The organism is Rhizobium sp. BK377 (genome assembly GCF_014193935.1).
Taxonomy (GTDB): Bacteria; Pseudomonadota; Alphaproteobacteria; order Rhizobiales; family Rhizobiaceae; genus Rhizobium.
Genome location: NZ_JACIAC010000008.1, coordinates 48408 through 67943, shown reverse-complemented (window position 1 = coordinate 67943; position 19536 = coordinate 48408). Strand labels below are relative to the sequence as shown.

Genomic DNA, 19536 nt, shown 5'->3' with positions numbered 1-19536 from the left:
CGAAGCCGGGCTTTTGCGAAAAGTGAGGGCGGCCTTACTGCTTGGCCGGTGCCGGTGCTGCGGCCGGAGCCGGCTGCACCGGGGTGTCGGTTGCCGGTGGCGGAGCCTTGATGACCTTGGAAAGCTCGGCATTGCTCTGCTTTTGGAGGTCGCGGGAAATGCCCTGTGCCCAGATGTCGGCAGCCTTGGCGGTTTCACGCGAAGCGACCGGGCCATCGCGCAACAGCTTCTTGCCGACGTCGGAATTGTAGAAATCGGCAATCGCCTTCAACTCGTCCACCGTGAAGGCCTTGGCATAGGTCAGGGCGGCTTCCTTCTCGAGGTCGGCGCGGCGCGGTGCCAGAGCCAGCGCCTGGGCATCGACGGTCGCGGAAATGACATCCTGATAGTTCGGCGAATCCTGGATGAGGCCGGCCTTCAGACGCTCTGCCAGACCCGGCAGGATATTGTCGTACTGAGTGGTTGCGCCGATGGCGTCCATGGCCGCGCGGGCAGCCTTCAACTGCTCCTCTGAAACCTCCTGCGCTCTTGCGGCAGAGCCGAAGGCAAGCCCGGAAAGAACGATGGTCGCAGCGGCAAGACGGCCAAGACCTGCAATGTTCATCATGAGTTTCTATGCTCCTGTTATCTGTTTGCCTGCAGCGTGCGGGCGCCTGCAGGACCGGCAATGATCGCAAGCGCCGCCATATTGATGAAAAGCCCGTGCTCCACGACACCGGGGATGGAATTCAGCTCCCTCGAAAGCGCCTCTGCATCAGGAATGCGGCCAAAAGATGCATCGATGATGTGATGTCCGCCGTCGGTGGTAAACTCTCCGTCACCGGACTGACGCAACGTCAGTTCGCCGGAAAGACCAAGGCGCGAGGCGGTCCTTTCGATCGCGATGCGCGTCGAAACGAGGCCGAAGGGATTGACCTCGATCGGCAGCGCGAAAGCGCCGAGCGTCTGCACCAGCTTACTTTCGTCGGCAATGACGATCATCCGCGTCGAGGCTGCTGCGACGATCTTTTCGCGCAGCAGAGCGCCGCCGCCGCCCTTGATCAGCCGAAGCGCCTGATCGACCTCGTCGGCGCCATCGATGGTGAGATCGAGCTGCGGCAGCTCATCCAGCGATTTAAGGGGAACGCCGAGTTCGACGCAGAGCCGCGCCGTACGTTCGGACGTCGGCACGCCCTCGACCTTGAAACCGGCTGCAACCTTTTCGGCGAGCAGACGAACGAATTCCTCCGCCGTGCTTCCGGTCCCGATTCCGAGGCGCATGCCGTACTCGACATGAACAAGCGCGGCCTCGGCGGCCTTGATCTTCATTTCGCGGGCATCCATGCGCCGCCAGCTCCTGATATTGCGTTGGATGTGCTGTTTACACGGCTCGTATTGCAAACGAAAGCCAAAATCACCGTCTTGCGATTGAAAGCCACGCGTTTCGGCTGCGGCTTTTCTGTCTGCCGTCCCGACGTTGCTTTTCGCCCGTTCATCGCCTACTCCCTAAGAATCCTATCCCGCAAAGAGGCACCACTTTGACCACCGCTCGCGAAAATGCCGGCCAGGCTCTTCCCAAGAATAAAGGCCTCGTCGTCTTCGATCTCGATGGCACGCTGCTCGACACGCATGTCGATCTGGTCGAAAGCCTGAACTACACGATCGCAGCGCTGGATCTCAGGCCCGTCACCTATGACGACCTCACGCACCTTGTCGGCCAGGGTGCCCGTGTGATGATCGAACGCGCCTGCAAGCTGCAGGGAAAACCGATCTCACAGGAAGAGCTGCCGGCGCTGGTGGAGCGTTTCGTTGCTCATTATAGTGCAAACATGCCCGGTCATACCGAGCCCTACCCCGGCCTCGTCGCTGCCATGGACCGCCTGAAGGCATCGGGCTATCGCCTCGCCGTCTGCACCAACAAGCTGGAGGGCCTGGCGACCGGCCTGATCGAAAACCTCGGCCTGACGCATTACTTCGACGCCATCACCGGCGGCGACACGTTCGAACACCGCAAGCCCGATGCGCGGCATCTGACTGGCACCATCGAACGCGCCGGCGGGGATGTTTCCCGCTCGGTGATGATCGGCGATAGTATCAATGACATTGCGGTAGCGAAGAATGCCGCCGTACCCTCCATCGCCGTGCCCTTCGGCTATTCGGATGTGCCGGTGTCAAGTTTGGACCCGGATGTGATCATCACGCACTATGATGAATTGACGGTGGAACTGGTGGAAAGTTTGCTGAAGGGCTCTGCGGCGAAGGTTGCTGTTTGAGGACTGGTAGAGCAGACCAAAGCGTTTGCGCTCTTGGCCCCCTCATCCGCCTGCCGGCACCTCTCCCCGATGGGTAGAAGGGACTTGTGGCAACGGCTATCCTATCCTATCCGCAAACGGTCTTCATGGAACTCAACCGTGCGGCTTGCTCCCCTTCGCCCCTGCGGGGAGAAGGTGCCCGAAGGGCGGATGAGGGGGCACACGGCACACCCTCTCATTCTCAATTCTCACCCTCAAATACAAAACGGACGGCCAACGGCCGCCCGCCAAACACTCATCCAACGCCAAGCGTCAGATCTGCGCCTCACGTGACTTCGTCGTCACATCGAACGCCTTGTTCACATAAGCATCGCGGCCATAAACGTCGTCGAAATATTCGATCACGCCATCCTTATTAGGCCATGCCGTGAAATAGGACACATAGACCGGGATCTTCTGCGGCACCTTCACGGCATGGTTCTGGCCGGTTGCGATCTGCTTGGCAACCTCATCGACCGTCGTGCCGAGAACGGCAGCGGCCATGGCGCGCGGATCGGACAGGCGCACGCATCCGTGGCTGAGCGCACGCATGTCACGCTTGAAGAAGCTCTTCGAGGGCGTGTCGTGCATATAGATGGCATGGCTGTTCGGGAACAGAATCTTCAATTCGCCTAGTGCATTGTCGCTGCTCGGCGGCTGACGGACCGAGATATTCTGCGTCGAACCGTACCAGTCGACACTGGAGGACGGAACGGCATGGCCGCCAACTTCAACCTCGTAGCCCATCTGGTCCAGATAGTTCGGGTCGGAGCGCAGCTTCGGCAACATCTCGTTGATGATGATCGACTGCGGCACACCCCAGAACGGGTTGAACTCGACCGTCTCGATCTCGTCGTCGAAGAAATAGGTCTGATTGTTCTTGCCGCCGACGACGGTGCGCATCGCAAGCTGTTGCTTGGAGTCGTTATAGTAATAGGCCATGAAGGCCGGCTGGTTGATCATCACATAGCGCGGGCCGAGATCCTCAGGCAGCCAGCGCGCCTGTTCCATGGCAACGACGAGCTTGTCGATTTTGGAAGCGTTGGTGTCGCCGCCGGTCATGGTGCGCACGGTTGCTTGGCCGATCACGCCGTCAGGCTTCAGCCCATGTTCCTTCTGGAAGTCCTCGACCAGCGACACGATCTCGGGCGAATAGTCGCTGCCGCCGGTATAGGCCGCAAACGTTGCCGCATGTGCGGTCTTCAGCTCTTCCGAACCATTCTTCTGGATCGCCTTGACGATGTTGGCGACTTCCGGCGAGCTGTCGCCTGGACGCAGCAGGCCATCGAGCGAAATCGTGATCGGCGCTTCGTTGCCGCCGTCGGCAGCGCGCAGCTTGGCAAGCTCCGCCTTCAGCGCCAGGAACTGCGTGCTGTCGGGGTTGCGGCTGGAAAGATAGGCGGCAACATCCGGGCTCATCCGGGAAAGCTTCAGCACTGGATCGAGCTTGACGACCTTGCGCTGGAAATCATGGTAGCCGGAGAGCTTGTTCGGGTCGACACGGCCACGCGTCGTGTCCTGCACATAGGCGAGAACCTTTGAGGAAAGCGCCAGTTCGAACTGCGTCAGCGCCCGGTCGCGAACATCGGGAGCCGGATTGGCCGGATCGATCCTCGGCTCGGAGACGGCATAATCGGCCGGATCGAGGCCGACGCTTGCCGCGTCGGCAAGCACGGTCAGCGCAGCCTTGCCGCGCTCGTTGACGCCCTCGCCGGACACCCAGATGAGCGGGTTCTTGCCGTCGCCATAATAGGCCTGCAGGGCCTTGGCGACATCGGCATTGGCGCGAACCTTGGCTTCCGTTAGGAAGTGGCGCTGCGGAGCGCCGTCGGTCGTGGCCGAGCCGGAGACGTCGGCGACCGCGCCGGTGACGACAGGATCAGCAAACTTCGTCGTATCGACGAGCTGCAGCGTCTCAGCCTTGTAGGTGTAGTAGCGCGGGCTGGAAACCTTCGGCATCGCAGCTTCCGGATCGATATCGCCGCCAAGGCCGTTGCGATTGCCGGGATTGCCGCGAACCGGAGCCGAAGGGTCCATGATGATCGTGCTCTGGCCGCTTCTTGCCCGGTCGCCGCGCAGCATGTCCATCAGCGTATAGGCATGCGCAGGAACCGCGCCCATCACGCAGGAAAGTGCCAATGCGGAAACCGCGCTTTTCAAAACGAACTTCATCTTGTTTTCCAGTTCCAGTATCATGCTGTTGTCGAGCAAAAAGGCTCAGATCAATTCTTTCAGATTCCCGGCAGCCGCGGCCCATTCATCAGAAACCGGCCCGCGCAGCCAGCGCTTTCAGCTCAACTTTGTGTGACGGGGTCGAACGCAAGCGCCGCTGGTCAGTTCACACAAAATTATGAAATTATTAGTTAATTTTTTACCGAATTTTCCGGCTTGAGAAAGGGCACCTTCCGCTGCTCTCTGCATTAATTTCCCGGCGTGGCCGAAAGAACACGCTGAAATACGCCAATAAACATGACAATGGCTTTCAATATTTCGCACTGTGTCCGGTTTTCTTGGAGAGCTTTCCACCCTATAAGTCCTTCATCTTCAAAGACTGCCCTTAACAGCATGTGACAGGAAGGCACGAAGCCATGAGTTCCACCCGCACCGAAACCGATACATTTGGCCCGATCGAAGTCGCGGGCGACCGATATTGGGGCGCGCAGGCGCAGCGTTCTCTCGGCAATTTCAAGATCGGTTGGGAAAAGCAGCCACTGTCGATCGTGCGTGCGCTTGGCATCGTCAAGCAGGCGGCCGCACGCGCCAACATGGCGCTCGGCCAGCTCGATGCGGGCATCGGCAAATCTATCGTGGATGCCGCCCAGGAAGTGATCGACGGCAAGCTGAACGACCATTTCCCTCTGGTCGTCTGGCAGACTGGTTCCGGTACGCAATCCAACATGAACGCCAATGAAGTGATCTCCAATCGTGCCATAGAAATGCTGGGCGGCGTCATGGGTTCCAAGAAGCCGGTGCACCCGAACGATCACGTCAATATGAGCCAGTCGTCGAACGACACCTACCCGACGGCCATGCACATCGCCTGCGCCGAACAGATCGCCCACCACCTGCTGCCTTCACTGAAGCATCTGCATGCCGCCCTCGACATGAAGGTCACGGAGTTTAGCCACATCATCAAGATCGGGCGCACGCATACGCAGGATGCGACGCCGCTGACGCTGGGTCAGGAGTTTTCAGGCTACGCCGCGCAGGTGGGCTCGGCCATCAAGCGTATCGAAATGACCCTGCCCGGCCTTTGCGAACTTGCCCAGGGCGGCACCGCAGTCGGCACCGGGCTGAATGCGCCGGTCGGTTTTGCCGAGAAAGTCGCCGAAGAGATCGCCGCCATCACCGGCATGCCTTTCGTGACGGCGCCGAACAAATTCGAGGCGCTCGCCTCGCATGATTCCATGGTCTTCGCCCACGGCGCGATCAATGCGGCGGCGGCCGCCCTCTTCAAGATCGCCAACGACATCCGCCTGCTCGGCTCCGGCCCGCGCGCCGGCCTCGGCGAACTGGCGCTGCCGGAAAACGAGCCCGGTTCCTCGATCATGCCCGGCAAGGTGAACCCCACCCAGTGCGAAGCGCTGACGCAGGTCTGCATCCACGTCTTCGGCAACCATGCAGCGCTCACCTTCGCAGACAGCCAGGGCCATTTCGAGCTCAATGTCTACAATCCGATGATGGCCTATAACTTCCTGCAGTCGGTCCAACTCCTCGGCGACGCCGCCGTCTCCTTCACCGACAATTGCGTCGTCGGCATCGAAGCCCGCGAGGACAATATCAAGGCCGGCCTCGAACGTTCACTGATGCTGGTGACCGCGCTCGCCCCGAAGATCGGCTACGACGCCGCCGCCAAGATCGCCAAGACGGCGCATAAGAACGGTACGACGCTGAAGGAAGAGGCGCTGGCGAGCGGGATGGTGACCCCGGAGGAATATGACGCGATCGTCCGGCCGGAGACGATGATCAGCCCGAAGTGACTGGGCTGGTTGAGACACCAGGAAGGCCGGCTCAGCCGGCCTTTTATTTTGGGAAGTATAACCACTGAGGCTTAGCGCCTCACCTCTCCTCCCATTCCTGTACTTGACACAGGAATGGGAGGAGGAGACGCGTCATTTTCGCCGCCGATCTCGCACCCTCCCAATTGCTTTTACCCCGTCGCAGAATTAGACCCGTTCCAAACTATCCCACCTAGAAAGGTCACTTCGATGGCTGACGATCTCTTCCCCCTTGGCGCCGACACCACCCCCTACCGCAAGATCAGCAGCGACTACGTCTCGGTCGACAGCTTCAAGGGCCAGGAGATCCTCTCTGTCGATCCCGAAGGCATCCGCCTGCTCGCCGAAACCGCCTTCGCTGACATCAACCATCTGCTGCGCCCCGGACATCTGAAGCAACTTGCCGCGATCCTCGACGATCCAGAAGCGACCGACAATGACCGTTTCGTTGCCTACGACCTCCTGAAGAACGCCAATATCGCGGCCGGCGGCGTGCTGCCCATGTGTCAGGATACGGGTACGGCGATCATCATGGGCAAGAAGGGCCGCTGCGTCTGGACGGAAGGCGGCGATACCGCTGCTCTGTCGAAGGGCGTGCTGGACGCCTATGAGAAGAAGAACCTGCGCTATTCGCAGCTCGCCCCCATCACGATGTTCGAGGAGAAGAACACCAAGAACAATCTGCCGGCGCAGATCGACATCTATGAGGAAGGTACCGACAGCTACGACTTCCTCTTCGTCGCCAAGGGCGGCGGCTCGGCCAACAAGACCTTCCTCTTCCAGGGCACGCCCTCGCTCCTGTCGCATGACCGCATGCTGGACTTCCTCAAGGAGAAGATCCTCACGTTAGGTACGGCAGCCTGTCCCCCCTACCATTTGGCGATCGTCATCGGAGGCACCTCTGCCGAGATGAACCTGAAGACCGTCAAGCTCGCCTCCACCCGCTACCTCGATGAGCTGCCGACCGAAGGCTCCGAAAGCGGCCACGCTTTCCGCGATATCGAGATGGAGAAGGAGATCCACAAGCTGACGCAGAGCCTCGGCGTCGGCGCCCAGTTCGGCGGCAAGTATTTCTGTCATGACGTACGCGTCATCCGCCTGCCCCGCCACGGCGCTTCGTTGCCAATCGGCCTCGGCGTCTCCTGTTCCGCCGACCGTCAGGCCAAAGGCAAGATCACCCGTGACGGCATCTTCGTCGAGCAGCTGGAAACCGATCCGTCGAAATACATGCCGGAGATCGACGAGGCGAAACTCTCCGAATCCATGGTGCGTGTCGATCTCAACCAGCCGATGGCCGATATCCTCGCCGAGCTCTCGAAGCACCCGGTCAAGACGCGCCTGTCGCTGACGGGCACGATCATCGTCGCCCGCGACCTCGCCCATGCCAAGATCCGCGAGCGGTTGGAAAGGGGCGAAGGCATGCCCGACTATATGAAGAAGCACCCGGTCTATTATGCCGGCCCGGCCAAGACGCCCGCCGGCTACGCATCTGGCTCCTTCGGCCCGACGACTGCCGGCCGGATGGACAGCTATGTCGACCAGTTCCAGTCCTTCGGCGGCTCCATGGTGATGCTCGCCAAGGGCAACCGCTCGCGCGCCGTGCGCGAAGCCTGTAAAAAGCACCAGGGCTTCTATCTCGGCTCCATCGGCGGCCCGGCCGCCCGTCTGGCGCAGGATTGCATCCGCAAGGTCGAGGTTCTGGAATATCCCGAGCTCGGCATGGAAGCCGTCTGGAAGATCGAGGTTGAGGACTTCCCGGCCTTCATCGTCATCGACGACAAGGGCAACGACTTCTTCCAGGAGCTGAATCTGGGCTAAGGAGAGGTGAAGGGCGATTGGCCGCGTGCCGGATCGCCCCCTCAAATCCCATTTCTACCGAACTGAAGCCGCCTGAGGCCCGTCGAGATTGACGGCCGTCATGGACGGGGCTGGCTGCTTCTCCATTGCGGCGATATCGGCAGCGCTCAGGACATCCTCTGCCTTCACGCTGGCGAGGATGTCTGTGCTGAAGATGCCGTTGAAAAAGCCGCTCTGCTGCAGAAGGAACGCAACGCCGAATGTAATGGCGAGAGCAAGAATGGCGGGCGAGGTGTGGCGAGACGGTTCCATGAACTCATGCCTTCGGCAGGGGGCGCTATCTAGCGCCCGTAATCCGGTTTCTTAAGACAAAATCTGTCACTTAGCCCTGCCTGCCAGTAGACCAGACAACAGATACCGAACGTCAACAAAATCAAAACAATCCCTGAAAAGAGAAGAGGATTGAACTTTTTTGATACACCTCGCGCATAGGAGGTGCCTCAATTACAGTAGAACTTACAAATCTTTGAGAAAAATCATAGGGCTGATCGTAGTATTGACGCTTATCAAACTTATCACATGTAATCTTTGGTATATGTCGCCTTAATCATTTCCCAAGAAATCTAGGATAACAAATAGAAGATTGCTTAAGAGTTGGACGAGGAGTTGCCGGAATGAATACGGCTGTTGCGCCGAAGGTGCAGGTTCCCGATGTCGCGGGTCAGATTACCTATGCCATGCGCTCCATGGGCGTTGCACCCATTCCTCGCAATTACGAACTCTTCTACGAAGCCTATATCGGCTCTAATCCCGCACTCACCCGCGACCTTGCCGCGCTCGGCAGCCAGGCGACGCAGGCCGAGCTCGATGCGCTCGGCGCTCAGCACTGCGCCCACACGGCACCGGCCAAGATATTCGACGACGCCCACAGCCGCATTGCTGGGGAACTGGAAGGCCTGCTGCGGGTGCTGCGCCAGGAGCAGACTTCGCTCGAAAGCTATAACCGGCTGCTCAACGAGACCTGCAAGCGCATCAGTTCCAAGAGCACGACGAGCGCGGACCTCATCGAAAACGCCATCGACCTGCTCACCCAGGCAACCGGCGATACGATCACCCACGGCGAAAAGACCGTCGAAGACATGGTTCAGCGCTCGCAGGAGATGGATCAGGTCCGCAAGGAACTCGACGAATACAAGCGCATCGCCAATACCGACTCGCTGACGCGCCTTTCCAACCGCCGCGCCTTCGACGACAGGCTCGCCGCCGTCTTTAATAACCCAACGTTGCGTCCGGTGACGGCCCTGCTCCTGGCCGACATCGACAATTTCAAGAAGATCAACGACACCTACGGCCATCCAGTCGGTGACAAGGTTCTGGCGACGGTCGCCTCCGTCATCCGCACCAATGTCCGCCGCGATGTTTTCGTCGCGCGCACCGGCGGCGAGGAATTCGCCCTCATCATCGACGGCAACACGCTGGACGAAGTGACGGCGATTGCCGAGCGCATTCGCCGGACGCTGGAATCCACCCCCTTCAAGAATTCCCGCACCCGCGTGAACTACGGCCCGGTCACGGTTTCCATCGGCGTCTGCATGGCCTCGCATGCCGGCGATGCCGGCGACCTCTATTCCAAGAGCGATATCGCGCTTTACAGCGCAAAGAACGCCGGGCGCAACTGCACCGTCGTCTATGAAGACGGCATGCAGAAGGAATTCTCCAAGAGTTGGCTAATCTACAAGTCGTAATATCGGGCGCTTTCCCGGCAGCCTATAGCGTCGTCACGCGCTGACTGGGCGCGCCTCACCCGTCAGCGCCAGGCGGAGGCCGAGACCAAGCATCACGAGCCCGGTAAAGCGCTTCTGCCAGACGAACAGATGCGGGCGGCGGGAAAGCCAGTTGCCGAGACCGCCAGCGCCAAGAGCCACAAGCGCAAGCACGACAAAACCGGAGAGTTTCTGCATCCCTCCGAGGATCAGAAGCTGGGCGGCGACTGGCCAGCCATTGTGCGGATCAACGAACTGCGGAAGAAAAGCCAGCATGAAAACCAGTACCTTCGGGTTCGTCAAATTGCTGACCATGCCCTCACGTAGTGCCGTCCAGCTGGAGACGGGATTGCGTTCGACGGTCGGATCTAGCGTTCCACGCGTTTTCAGCAGAAGCTTTAAACCAAGCCAGATGAGATAGGCGGCGCCAACCCAGCGAAGAATCGCAAAGGCGAGAGGCGAACTCTGGATGATCGATGCGATACCAAGTGCCAAAAGCGGAAGCTGGATCAGCCCCGCGGCAAGGGTTCCGCCGACGGCAGTCAGAAATGCCACACGCCGACCCTGCCCGATGCCACGCCCGATGACCAGCAGCATGTCAGGACCCGGCGAGAGCTGCAGGGCAAGAAGCGCCAGGAAGAACGGGATCAGCGTGCTTGAAACGAACATTCTCGAATTCCTCGGTGTTGGCGGTACCCCGATATCATGTTTGAGGCCTCACTCAAACAAGTCTGCGGCCCCGGCGTTACTCACTGCGACAAGATCCGCAGTGATGGCTCGCCTCACACCACCTCGACCCTGAAATTCAGCCCCTCCCAGCGCTGCGCATCCGTCCAGAAGATCGTGAAATCGATCGAGCCGGATGGAAGCATTTCAGTATGCAGGTCGAAAACGTAGGTGCCGAAGCCCCTGTCTTCGCATGGCGCATCCGAGGCATTTGTCCATTGATCGATCGACCAGCGCACCTTTGCCGGCGCAGGCAGTTCGATGCGAAGAACCCTGCCCGCCGGAATCCGCTCGCGCCGGTCAGTCAGCCGCCAGGAGAAAGGTGCCGGCGCAGGCCTTGCCGCGACATAGCGGGCAAAGGTCTGGAGCGGCATGTCGAAGACCACGCCGTCTCGAAGCGAGCGAAGCAGCTTGATATGTTCGGCATGCGCCCAGACCAGCGGCATGGCGCTGCCGGAGGGGCGACCCAGGAAAAGCTCGCGTTCCGGCACATCCTCGCTATCCCATATCTGTTCCGGCAACAGCCCGCCCTCGCTTGCCGAGGCTTCGAGCGCAGCCAGCATCCGCCGCGCCTCGTCCGCCCGCCCCGCCGCAAGCTCGTAATGAGCGCGCTCGCCGGTCAGCAGCGGCCAGAGCCTGCCGACGCCGCTGCCGGCAAAGGGGGCGCCGCCGACGCGCTCGCCATAGCCGTCGTCATTGTAGCGATACCAGTACGGCCCGGCCGGAAGGTCGCGCCGCAACTGCGCATCGATCGCCGCCACCGTGCCAAGGATGCGCGGGTCATCGGCGGCCCGCAGGCCGAAGCGCACCAGTGCCAGCGCATCCGGGCTTATCAGCAGGTCCGCTTCAACCACTTCGCCGAGATCGTCCCGATTGCGGATCGGAATAAAGTCACGCCGCAGTGACAAGCTACCGTCGGTCGCCGAAGCGATGCGCACATAATAGCCTTCGACGCCGAGACGGCGCGACAATTCGGTATTGGTGGCGTAGGTCCACTCCTCGATGCGCTCGTTCCAGCCATCGGCCACCTCGCGCAGATAATGCGCCGCATCCAGCCGCCCTGCCGCTTCCACAGCGTCGGCCGCCGCGAGCAGGCCGGCGATCTCGACGGCAAGCGTGAAGGGCGAATAGCCGGCATCCTCCTCCCAGCGATCCTCCTGCGTGGCGGGACCGTTTCGAACGATATAGCCCGCCGCCGCCTCGATCATCGGCAGGTAGCGGCGGGCCTCCGAGGCACCGATTTCGCCTGACCGCAGCAGCATGTCGTAGAGCAGGATCGGAAAGGCCGTCTCGTCCATCTGGATGCCGTTCCAATAGGGCCGTCCGTCGAGCCAGGCATTCTGCACCCAATGGCCGTCCGCTTCCTGGATGACGGTGAGATAGTCGAGCACCGAACGTGCGTCCGCCGCCGCCCCGGCCGCAAGCAGCCCGCCCGCCGTCTCCACCAGATCGCGTGTCCATACGAGGTGATAGCCGCCAAGGTCGTCATCGCTCTTGTTGAAGCCCCAGGGGATGGAGAGGCTGGCGATGATGGCGCCGGAGGCATCGTCGCGATGGGTGGCAAGCACGCTGGTGCTGACGCGGTAGCGGTTAAGCTTGTCAGGGTCATGCGGTTCGTCGAGCGCCAGCAGACCGGCCTGCCACTCCCGCCAGCCGTTGCGGTAATGCTTCAGTGCCGGCTCCATACCCTGTTCCAGGCTGAGCAGCGTGCGCAGGGCAGCCTCCTCCGGCTGCGTGCCGAAGCCGATGGCGATCAGCGCCCTTCCCTCGCCAGCCTCGATATTAAGTGTTCCCGACAGTGCGATATTGCCCGACGTGGCGCAGCAATAGTCCTGCCGCAGTCCCTCGCCGCGCGACAATGTCTGCCAGCCGTCGGAAAAGCCGACATAGCCCACGGACCGGGCAAGCCAGGGCACCGACGCGGCAATGACGAGCGACCGCCCGGAACCCTCGGCAAAAAGCATCGGCTTGCGTTTGAAATTAGCGTACCAGCCGGTGTTGTCGGCGCCGCCATTGACGAGATGCGGGGCGACCAGCGCATGCAGCCGGTGATCGGAAAGACTGCCCGTCAACGCCTCGAAGCGGATGTCCTGCAGCACCACCTCGCGCTCCGGATCCGAAAAGATCGTCTTGGTGATACGATAGCGGCCGTCACGGGCGGTATTGATGAGCCGGAAGGCCGGAACACCGTCCTCGATCGCCTGCACGCTGTGATCGCAATCACGCTTCTCCTCGGAGAAATAGTCCTGCGCGGTGACGATGAAGCCGAAATCGCGCACGCAGGCCATGTCGAGCCGCGGCGCGTAGATCTCGTTGAGGATGCCATGGCTTGCCGTAAACCAGACGCAGCTCGCCGAACTGACGGATGTGCCGACCGCGCTCTTGTCGCTGGAGGTCCAGCGGGGTTCGATGCCCGGCGCGCCTGGTGGCTCGACGGAACCGGGTGGCAGTGTCGGAAAGGCCAAGTGCTGTTCCTCCGCTTGGGAATGTTCCCCTTGAATGCACTATCCTGGGATGAATTACAGCGATCCGCAATATACCGGCTTGACAGCCGCCGCCGATCTCGCGCCCGATGGAATGGTGCGGGAACGATTGAGGGCACAGCCCGGAGAGGAGCGCCAGCCATGGCTGACATGACGGAAGCACCCGATGCGACGCAGGCAGGCGAGCATGGCAGGAACGCGGCGGCCGCACCGGCGGGCCGCATCGTGCTCGCCGTCGATATCGGCGGCTCGCATGTGAAAGCAGAACTCAGCAGCGGCAGCGAGCGACGCTCGGTCGTATCGGGGCGTGCAATGACGGCGGCAAAGATGGTCGCAGCCCTCACCGATTTGACCGCTGACTGGCACTATGACGTCGTCGCCATGGGTTATCCCGGCCCCGTCGCTGCCCACCGCCCGGCGGCCGATCCGTTCAACCTCGGCCCGGGATGGAAGGACTTCGATTTCGAGGCAGCCCTCGGCAAGCCCGTGCGCATGGTCAACGACGCGCTGATGCAGGCGATCGGCAGCTACGAGGCCGGCCGCATGCTCTTCCTGGGGCTAGGCACCGGGCTCGGCTCGGCCATGATCGCCGAGAACGTCTGCATGCCGCTCGAACTGGCGCATTTGCCCTATAGAAAGGCGACCTTCGAGGATTATGTCGGCGAACGCGGGCTGGAAGGCCGCGGCAAGGGCAGATGGAGAAAATCGGTCTTCGACGTCGCAGACCGCCTGAGCGCCGCCCTGCTGCCCGACTACATCGTCATCGGCGGCGGTAATGTCGACAGGCTGAAGGAACTGCCACCAAAATGCCGGCGCGGCAACAATGACAACGCCTTCAGCGGTGGGTTCCGCGTCTGGCTGGACGATAGCCTGCGGCTCTGAACGGCAATCGAACGACCGATCCCAACGGGAGCCTTTGATGTCAGCATGGTTACAAGCGCGATGGACGGCTGCAAAATCGAACGCCTCGAAGGCCGGATAAACGGCGCATTCGTCTCCCCGTCCGACGCGGGTGAAACCGGCGTCGTCGTGCTCGGCGGTTCCAGCGGCAGGGTCGATACTGATCGCGCCAAACTCTTTGCTCAGGCCGGTGCAAAAGCATTGGCCCTGCAATGGTTCGGCGGAAGGGGACAATCGCCCGGCATTTGCGAAATCCCGCTGGAGACCTTCTGTGAGGCCACGGACTACCTGATTTCGCGGGGATGCCAGCGCATCGTCTTTGTCGGAACCTCGAAAGGTGCAGAGGCGGCCTTGCTTGTCGCCAATCTGGACTCGCGCGTGAACGCTGTTATCGCGATCAGCCCGAGCTCGGTTGTCTGGGGCAATATCGGTCCCGGCAAGGACGGCATAGCATGGCCCGAACGCTCCTCATGGTCCTGGAACGGAGAGCCGCTGGATTTCATTCCCGCCGATCCCGCCTGGCAGCGGGACTACCGCGATGGGCTGGTAGCTTATCGTTCCTTCTTCGAAAAATGCCTGAAGACCGGCGAGGAAACCCTGCGACAGGCGCGGATCGAAATCGAGAAAGCCGCAGCAGAACTCGTCCTCGTGGCCGGTGGCGACGATGCGCTCTGGCCATCGGAGAGTTTTGCATACGAGCTCGCCCGCCGGCGCGAGGAAAACGGCAGGCCGGTGTCCCTGGTCGTTGACCACGAGGCGGGCCATCGCGTGCTGCTTCCCGGCGAAACCACGCCACGGTCGCACCTTCATGCTCACGGCGGCACGGACGTGGCGGATGCAAGGCTTGGCAAGGCGGCGTGGAAGGTGATCCGGGTGCTGCTGTGAGCAGGCCCTAGACGGCCTGCTTGGCGCGTTTGCGGGGAGGAAGCGTCATGGTGATCACACCGGCCATGACGCAGGCCAGCCCAACACCTGCGGTGGAAGACAGCGTTTCCCCGAGGAACAGCACGCCGATCGCCACGCCGATCGGCACGCGGAGATAGGCTTGCGCCGTGGCACCGACCGAACCGAGCGTCTGCACGAGACGGAAATAGATCACGAAGGCAAGCGCTGTGGAAAAGACCGAGAGCGCAAGGAGTGCGAGGATGGAATGGAGGCTCGGGCTCAATGTCCAGGGGTGATCGACGGCGATGCTGGTCGGAATGAGGATCACCGCGCCGGAGAGCAGCGAGCCGGCGGCTGGCATGATCGGATCAAGACCCCTGAAATTCCGCCCGAAGACGGCAGCACCCGCATAACAGACCGTCGCTGCGACGATAGCGAGCTGCGCAGAAAGCGCATGTCCGATGCTGCCAAGTGCCCCGACACCTATAATCAGCGCGGTTCCGATCAATCCCGCGGAGACGCCGAACAGCTTGCGGCCCGTCAGGGCTTCGTGCCGGGTGATCAGCGCCGTGATCAAAAAGGCAAAAATCGGTGTTGTGGAATTCAGGATCGCCGCCAGGCCGGCATCGGTCATCCGCTCGGCCCAGGCGATCAGCGTAAAGGGCAGGACGCTGTTGAGGCAGGCCTGGACCAGGAAGTAAGTCCATGTCTGCCGGTCGCGAGGCAGTTTCAGGCCGCGCCAGCGTATGACGGCGAAAAGCAGCAGGCCGGCGACGAGCGTCCGCGCCGCCACCAGTGTTACCGGCGGAATGGTTTCCACGCCGATCTTGATGAAGGTGTAGGAGGCTCCCCAGAGCGTCGAGAGCACCAAGAGCAGCCCCAGTTCCCTCGTCATGCCAGTCTTCCTGTCCATCGCATTCCCCTCTCCGTTCATCCATCCTGCGCTTCTCTTTAGCCGCAGCGCAGGTGGAATGCTTCGATATCGACCGAACTGTCGACGATCGGAAATATGGGGTCGGCGGAGTGGCGAAACCTCTTTCGGAAATACGCGGTCGGTGTCATAGCTGGTGGCAACGGAGGACGATGATATGGCTGAAATGACGATTCTTGCATTTGCGCTTGTGGCATTCATCGGCATCGCCACACCCGGCCCGACTGTGCTTCTCGCCCTGACGAACGGCTCGAAATTCGGGGTGCGCCGGGCGGTACTTGGCATGATCGGCGCCGTCATGTCCGACTTCGTGCTGATTGGCGCCGTTGCCCTCGGCCTCGGTGCGCTGCTGGCGGCCTCGGAGTTCTGGTTCACAGTCGTTAAATGGGTCGGTGTCTGCTACCTCGCCTTCCTCGGCGTCATGCTGCTGCGCTCGAAGGGAACGCTAGACGTCTCGCTGCGCTCCGAAAACGGAAACCCATCCGCTTCATCGGCGGCGATCTTCCTCAAGAGCTTTCTCGTCGCCGTCACCAATCCCAAGGGTTACCTCTTCTTCTCGGCCTTCCTGCCGCAGTTCATCGATCCCTCGGGCGCACAGGTCGAGCAATATGCCGTGCTCGCCCTCGTCTTCGCCGGCATCGACTTCATGGTCATGTTCGGCTACGCGGCTCTCGGCTCACAGGCCGTCCGGCTGTTGCGAAAATCGGGCGCGCTCTGGCTCGACCGGATCTGCGGCGGCGCCTTGCTGACGCTTGCCGGCTCTCTCGCTCTTTATCGGCGGGCAAGCGCATAAGGGGCAGGCGGGCCTGACGGTCAGCGCGCCCAGGGATCAGCCTCGAGTTCGCCGCCCGCTTGCAAACCTTGCAAAATATCGATTAGCCGCGGCGCCATCTCCCGGATTTCCGTCAGATGAATGGCGGTGAGCCGCTTCAGCGCGTCATTTGCCTTTTCCGTCAGTTCCAGCGTCTGCCGCCGCTTATCGGCCGGATCCGTTTGGCGGGAGACATAGCCTGCTGCAACCAGCCGGCTGACGAGTTCGGTTGCCGAATGCGGGGCGATCAGCAGGCGCTCGGCAAGGATGCCGATCGTCATGGCATCTTCGCCGCGGTGGCCGCGGATCGCCAGCAGCGCCTGGTGCTGCTGGGCTGGCAGTCCCTCCTCCTGCGCTGCCGAGGCGCTGAAATCCATGAAGCGGCGCAGCGTGTAACGCAGGTTGGAGAGCGCCTCGTAATCGGCGTCAGTCAGATCGTTCTTAGGCGTCTTCACTATGATCCCCCGCTCTCATTGCATCCATGCGGCCACTTCCATCTGCCGGTGATCCTGCAGCATGCGCAGCGCCTGCATGAGCTCCGGCGCCATTTCACGGATCTCATAGAGATGGGCTGGTGTCAGACGACGCAATAGCTCTTCTGCCTTTGCTGTCAACAGCACGGCCGGCCGCCGCTTCTGCCTAGCGTCGATCGTGACATGGCCGGCCTCCTGCAGCAAAGCGACAAGTGCCGCGGCTTCCGCCGGCGTAAGAAAGAGCTTGTCCGCGAGTTCAGGCAGGTTCATGCGTCCTCCGACGCCGAGCCCCTTGATCGCGAGCAGCGCCTGATGCTGCTGCCGCGTCAGGCCGAGCTTTTCGGCCGCCTTCCCGCTGAACTGGCGAAATTTGCGGATCCTATATCTCAGATTGGCAAGCGCCTCATATTCGATTTCCGATAGAGCGTGGTCTTTGTTCGGCATGGCTCCAGCTTCCGATTTGGCTGTTGATTTATATCGTACTACGATATATTTGCGGAGAGAACGAAGACGTCAACAGGACCAGCAATGCCTCCTCAAAAAAACGCACATCGCCCCCATGATTTCATGGGCGGCCTCTCCCGGCGCGAGGCGGGGGATTTCACCACGGACAAGCGTGTCTTGGCTCTCGTCGGCATGGCGCTGATCGTCGGCACCGGCGGCGCCTTTGCCGCCTGGGTTCTGGTCAGCCTCATCTCGCTGGTGACAAACCTCGTCTGGTTCCACCGTTTCAGCATTGCCGCCGTATCGATGGCGCAAGCCCCGCGCTCTGTGTGGATGGTGCTCATTCCCGTCATCGGCGGCCTCGTCATCGGCCTAATGGCCCGTTACGGCTCCGAAAAGATCCGTGGCCACGGCATTCCCGAAGCGATCGAGGCGATCCTGATCGGCGGCAGCCGCATGTCGCCGAAGGTGGCCGTCCTGAAACCCCTCTCCTCTGCCATCTCGATCGGAACCGGCGGCCCCTTCGGCGCGGAAGGTCCGATCATCATGACGGGCGGCGCAATCGGCTCGCTCTTTGCCCAGTGCTTCCATCTGAGCTCGGCCGAGCGAAAGACGCTGTTGGTCGCCGGTGCTGCCGCCGGCATGACCGCGATCTTCGGCTCGCCGATCGCCGCCATCATGCTTGCCGTAGAACTGCTGCTGTTCGAATGGAAGCCGCGCAGCTTTATTCCCGTTGCGGTCGCTGCCTGCGTGTCGATCTGCTGGCGCCCCTTCCTGTTTCAGGCCGGTCCGCTCTTTCCCAAGCAGTTCCATATGGATTTGCCGTGGTGGGGCATCCTGCTCTGCGCCGCAATGGGCATTATCGCCGGGCTGCAATCCGGTATCCTGACGACGCTGCTCTACAAGATCGAGGATCTCTTCGAGGCGCTGCCGATCCACTGGATGTGGTGCCCTGCCCTCGGCGGCCTCTTCATCGGCCTTGGCGGCCTGATCGAGCCTCGGGTGCTCGGCGTCGGCTACGACATCATTGACGGCCTGCTGAACAGCTCCATCCTGCCGGCGGCGGTGCTGACGATCCTGCTGGTGAAAGCCGCGATCTGGCTTGTCGCCCTCTCATCGGGCACGTCAGGCGGCGTGCTGGCGCCGCTGCTGATCTTCGGCGGCGCGCTCGGCTGGCTGGTCGGGCTTTTTCTTCCCGGCGATCCCGGTTTCTGGGCGCTGCTCGGCATGGCTGCCATGATGGGCGGCACCATGCGTGCGCCGCTCACCGGCACCTTCTTTGCCGTGGAACTGACGGGCGACGTCTCCTCGCTGCTGCTGCTTCTGGCGGCAACCGTTTCCGCCTACGCGGTGACGGTACTTCTGCTGCGCCGGTCGATCCTGACGGAAAAGATTGCCCGTCGCGGCCAGCACATCACCCGCGAATATGGTGTCGACCCGTTCGAATTCTCCCGCGCCCGCGACATCATGATCAGGGAGGTCGAAACGTTCCCGGCCGAGATGACGGTCGGTGAAGCGACCAACTTCTTCGCGGCGACGCCGAAGACCCACCGCGTCTACCCGGTCGTCGATGGCAGAGGCTACGTGAAGGGGCTGGTCTCGCGCGGTGATGCGCTACGCTGGCAGCAGGATGGAACGCTCGCCGACCAGTCGCTCGGCGATCTCGTCTCCGACAGCTCGCTACCAACAGCCCATCCTGACGACACGGTCGGTTATGTCGCCGATTTGATGCTCGCAACCGATGCCGGCCGCATCCCGATCGTCGACGCCGAAAACGGTGAGTTGCGTGGCCTCGTCGCCCGCAAGGATCTGCTGCGGCTGCGCCATTCGCTGCGGGCCAACGAGACGGAGCGCCGGCCCTATTTCGGACCGCGCCGGCAGGTGAACGAAGGAAACGCGTGAGATAAGCAGCGGTAGTATGAGTGGTGACCGTAACCGTTAGCTTCTGGCGGTTGCGGGCCACGCAAGACCAAGTTGATCCTCGGCATTCGTCTAGCTGGCAAAATCCCGGGCATTGTCGCGTTGTGTCCTATCTAATGATCCACGCTGTCCGGA

At 61.5% G+C, this 19536-nt stretch carries 17 protein-coding genes; 8 read left to right on the top strand and 9 right to left on the bottom strand.

Translation table 11 applies throughout. From position 1 onward, the window contains the following. Window positions 1-34 precede the first annotated feature (34 nt). Together FHT92_RS25680 and rpiA are read right to left on the bottom strand one after the other, a co-directional pair. Window positions 35-607: a DUF2059 domain-containing protein gene (locus FHT92_RS25680; protein WP_183746682.1), complete on the bottom strand. Its 573-nt coding sequence runs from the start codon at window positions 605-607 to the stop codon at window positions 35-37. A 17-nt stretch (window positions 608-624) separates the two neighbouring features. After that, a complete protein-coding gene (rpiA, locus tag FHT92_RS25675; RefSeq protein WP_183830679.1) occupies window positions 625-1323 on the bottom strand; it encodes a ribose-5-phosphate isomerase RpiA in 699 nt (232 codons plus the stop codon). Between the two features lie 194 nt (window positions 1324-1517). On the opposite strand from rpiA, the gene FHT92_RS25670 reads away from it, so the two are divergent. Next, entirely contained in the window at window positions 1518-2252 is a 735-nt protein-coding gene (locus tag FHT92_RS25670; RefSeq protein ID WP_183830677.1) for an HAD family hydrolase, read from the top strand. A 291-nt stretch (window positions 2253-2543) separates the two neighbouring features. On the opposite strand, the gene FHT92_RS25665 is transcribed toward FHT92_RS25670, so the two are convergent. Further along, window positions 2544-4442 carry a murein L,D-transpeptidase gene (locus FHT92_RS25665; RefSeq protein WP_183830674.1) on the bottom strand — a complete coding sequence of 633 codons (1899 nt, stop codon included), beginning with the start codon at window positions 4440-4442 and terminating at the stop codon, window positions 2544-2546. Between the two features lie 416 nt (window positions 4443-4858). Here FHT92_RS25665 and fumC point away from each other — a divergent pair, with 416 nt between their 5' ends. Both fumC and FHT92_RS25655 read left to right on the top strand, forming a co-directional pair. Then, window positions 4859-6250: a class II fumarate hydratase gene (fumC, locus tag FHT92_RS25660; RefSeq protein ID WP_183746669.1), complete on the top strand. Its 1392-nt coding sequence runs from the start codon at window positions 4859-4861 to the stop codon at window positions 6248-6250. Between the two features lie 228 nt (window positions 6251-6478). Continuing rightward, window positions 6479-8086 carry a fumarate hydratase gene (locus tag FHT92_RS25655; RefSeq protein WP_183830673.1) on the top strand — a complete coding sequence of 536 codons (1608 nt, stop codon included), beginning with the start codon at window positions 6479-6481 and terminating at the stop codon, window positions 8084-8086. A gap of 54 nt (window positions 8087-8140) precedes the next feature. Here FHT92_RS25655 and FHT92_RS25650 read toward each other — a convergent pair whose 3' ends face one another. Beyond that, window positions 8141-8377 (bottom strand): hypothetical protein, encoded by a 237-nt coding sequence (locus FHT92_RS25650; RefSeq protein WP_183830671.1) that lies wholly within the window; start codon window positions 8375-8377, stop codon window positions 8141-8143. 362 nt (window positions 8378-8739) lie between these two features. On the opposite strand from FHT92_RS25650, the gene FHT92_RS25645 reads away from it, so the two are divergent. Further along, entirely contained in the window at window positions 8740-9810 is a 1071-nt protein-coding gene (locus FHT92_RS25645) for a GGDEF domain-containing protein (RefSeq protein WP_183830669.1), read from the top strand. Window positions 9811-9843: 33 nt separating this feature from the next. Here the strand turns inward: FHT92_RS25645 and FHT92_RS25640 are convergent, their stop codons facing one another. Together FHT92_RS25640 and FHT92_RS25635 are read right to left on the bottom strand one after the other, a co-directional pair. After that, window positions 9844-10497, bottom strand: a complete 654-nt coding sequence (locus tag FHT92_RS25640) for a LysE family translocator (protein WP_183830662.1) — start codon at window positions 10495-10497, stop codon at window positions 9844-9846. A 113-nt stretch (window positions 10498-10610) separates the two neighbouring features. Continuing rightward, window positions 10611-13019 (bottom strand): glucan 1,4-alpha-glucosidase, encoded by a 2409-nt coding sequence (locus tag FHT92_RS25635; RefSeq protein WP_183830660.1) that lies wholly within the window; start codon window positions 13017-13019, stop codon window positions 10611-10613. 159 nt (window positions 13020-13178) lie between these two features. Between FHT92_RS25635 and FHT92_RS25630 the strand changes: the two genes are divergently transcribed. Further along, the gene (locus tag FHT92_RS25630) at window positions 13179-13919 is read left to right on the top strand and encodes an ROK family protein (RefSeq protein WP_409527174.1); all 741 of its coding nucleotides are present in this window, start codon (window positions 13179-13181) and stop codon (window positions 13917-13919) included. Window positions 13920-13964: 45 nt separating this feature from the next. Further along, window positions 13965-14822, top strand: coding sequence for an acyl-CoA thioester hydrolase/BAAT C-terminal domain-containing protein (locus FHT92_RS25625; protein ID WP_246735558.1), 858 nt, complete (start codon window positions 13965-13967; stop codon window positions 14820-14822). 7 nt (window positions 14823-14829) lie between these two features. Here the strand turns inward: FHT92_RS25625 and FHT92_RS25620 are convergent, their stop codons facing one another. Then, window positions 14830-15735 carry a DMT family transporter gene (locus FHT92_RS25620; RefSeq protein WP_183830658.1) on the bottom strand — a complete coding sequence of 302 codons (906 nt, stop codon included), beginning with the start codon at window positions 15733-15735 and terminating at the stop codon, window positions 14830-14832. A 175-nt stretch (window positions 15736-15910) separates the two neighbouring features. Here FHT92_RS25620 and FHT92_RS25615 point away from each other — a divergent pair, with 175 nt between their 5' ends. Further along, window positions 15911-16546, top strand: coding sequence for a LysE family translocator (locus FHT92_RS25615; protein ID WP_183830657.1), 636 nt, complete (start codon window positions 15911-15913; stop codon window positions 16544-16546). Between the two features lie 20 nt (window positions 16547-16566). Here FHT92_RS25615 and FHT92_RS25610 read toward each other — a convergent pair whose 3' ends face one another. Continuing rightward, window positions 16567-17022 carry a MarR family winged helix-turn-helix transcriptional regulator gene (locus FHT92_RS25610; protein ID WP_409527175.1) on the bottom strand — a complete coding sequence of 152 codons (456 nt, stop codon included), beginning with the start codon at window positions 17020-17022 and terminating at the stop codon, window positions 16567-16569. A 12-nt stretch (window positions 17023-17034) separates the two neighbouring features. Then, complete coding sequence (locus FHT92_RS25605; protein WP_183830655.1) at window positions 17035-17481, bottom strand: MarR family transcriptional regulator; 447 nt, start codon at window positions 17479-17481, stop codon at window positions 17035-17037. Between the two features lie 84 nt (window positions 17482-17565). Between FHT92_RS25605 and FHT92_RS25600 the strand changes: the two genes are divergently transcribed. Beyond that, the gene (locus FHT92_RS25600; RefSeq protein ID WP_183830653.1) at window positions 17566-19383 is read left to right on the top strand and encodes a chloride channel protein; all 1818 of its coding nucleotides are present in this window, start codon (window positions 17566-17568) and stop codon (window positions 19381-19383) included. The last annotated feature ends 153 nt before the right edge of the window (window positions 19384-19536 follow it).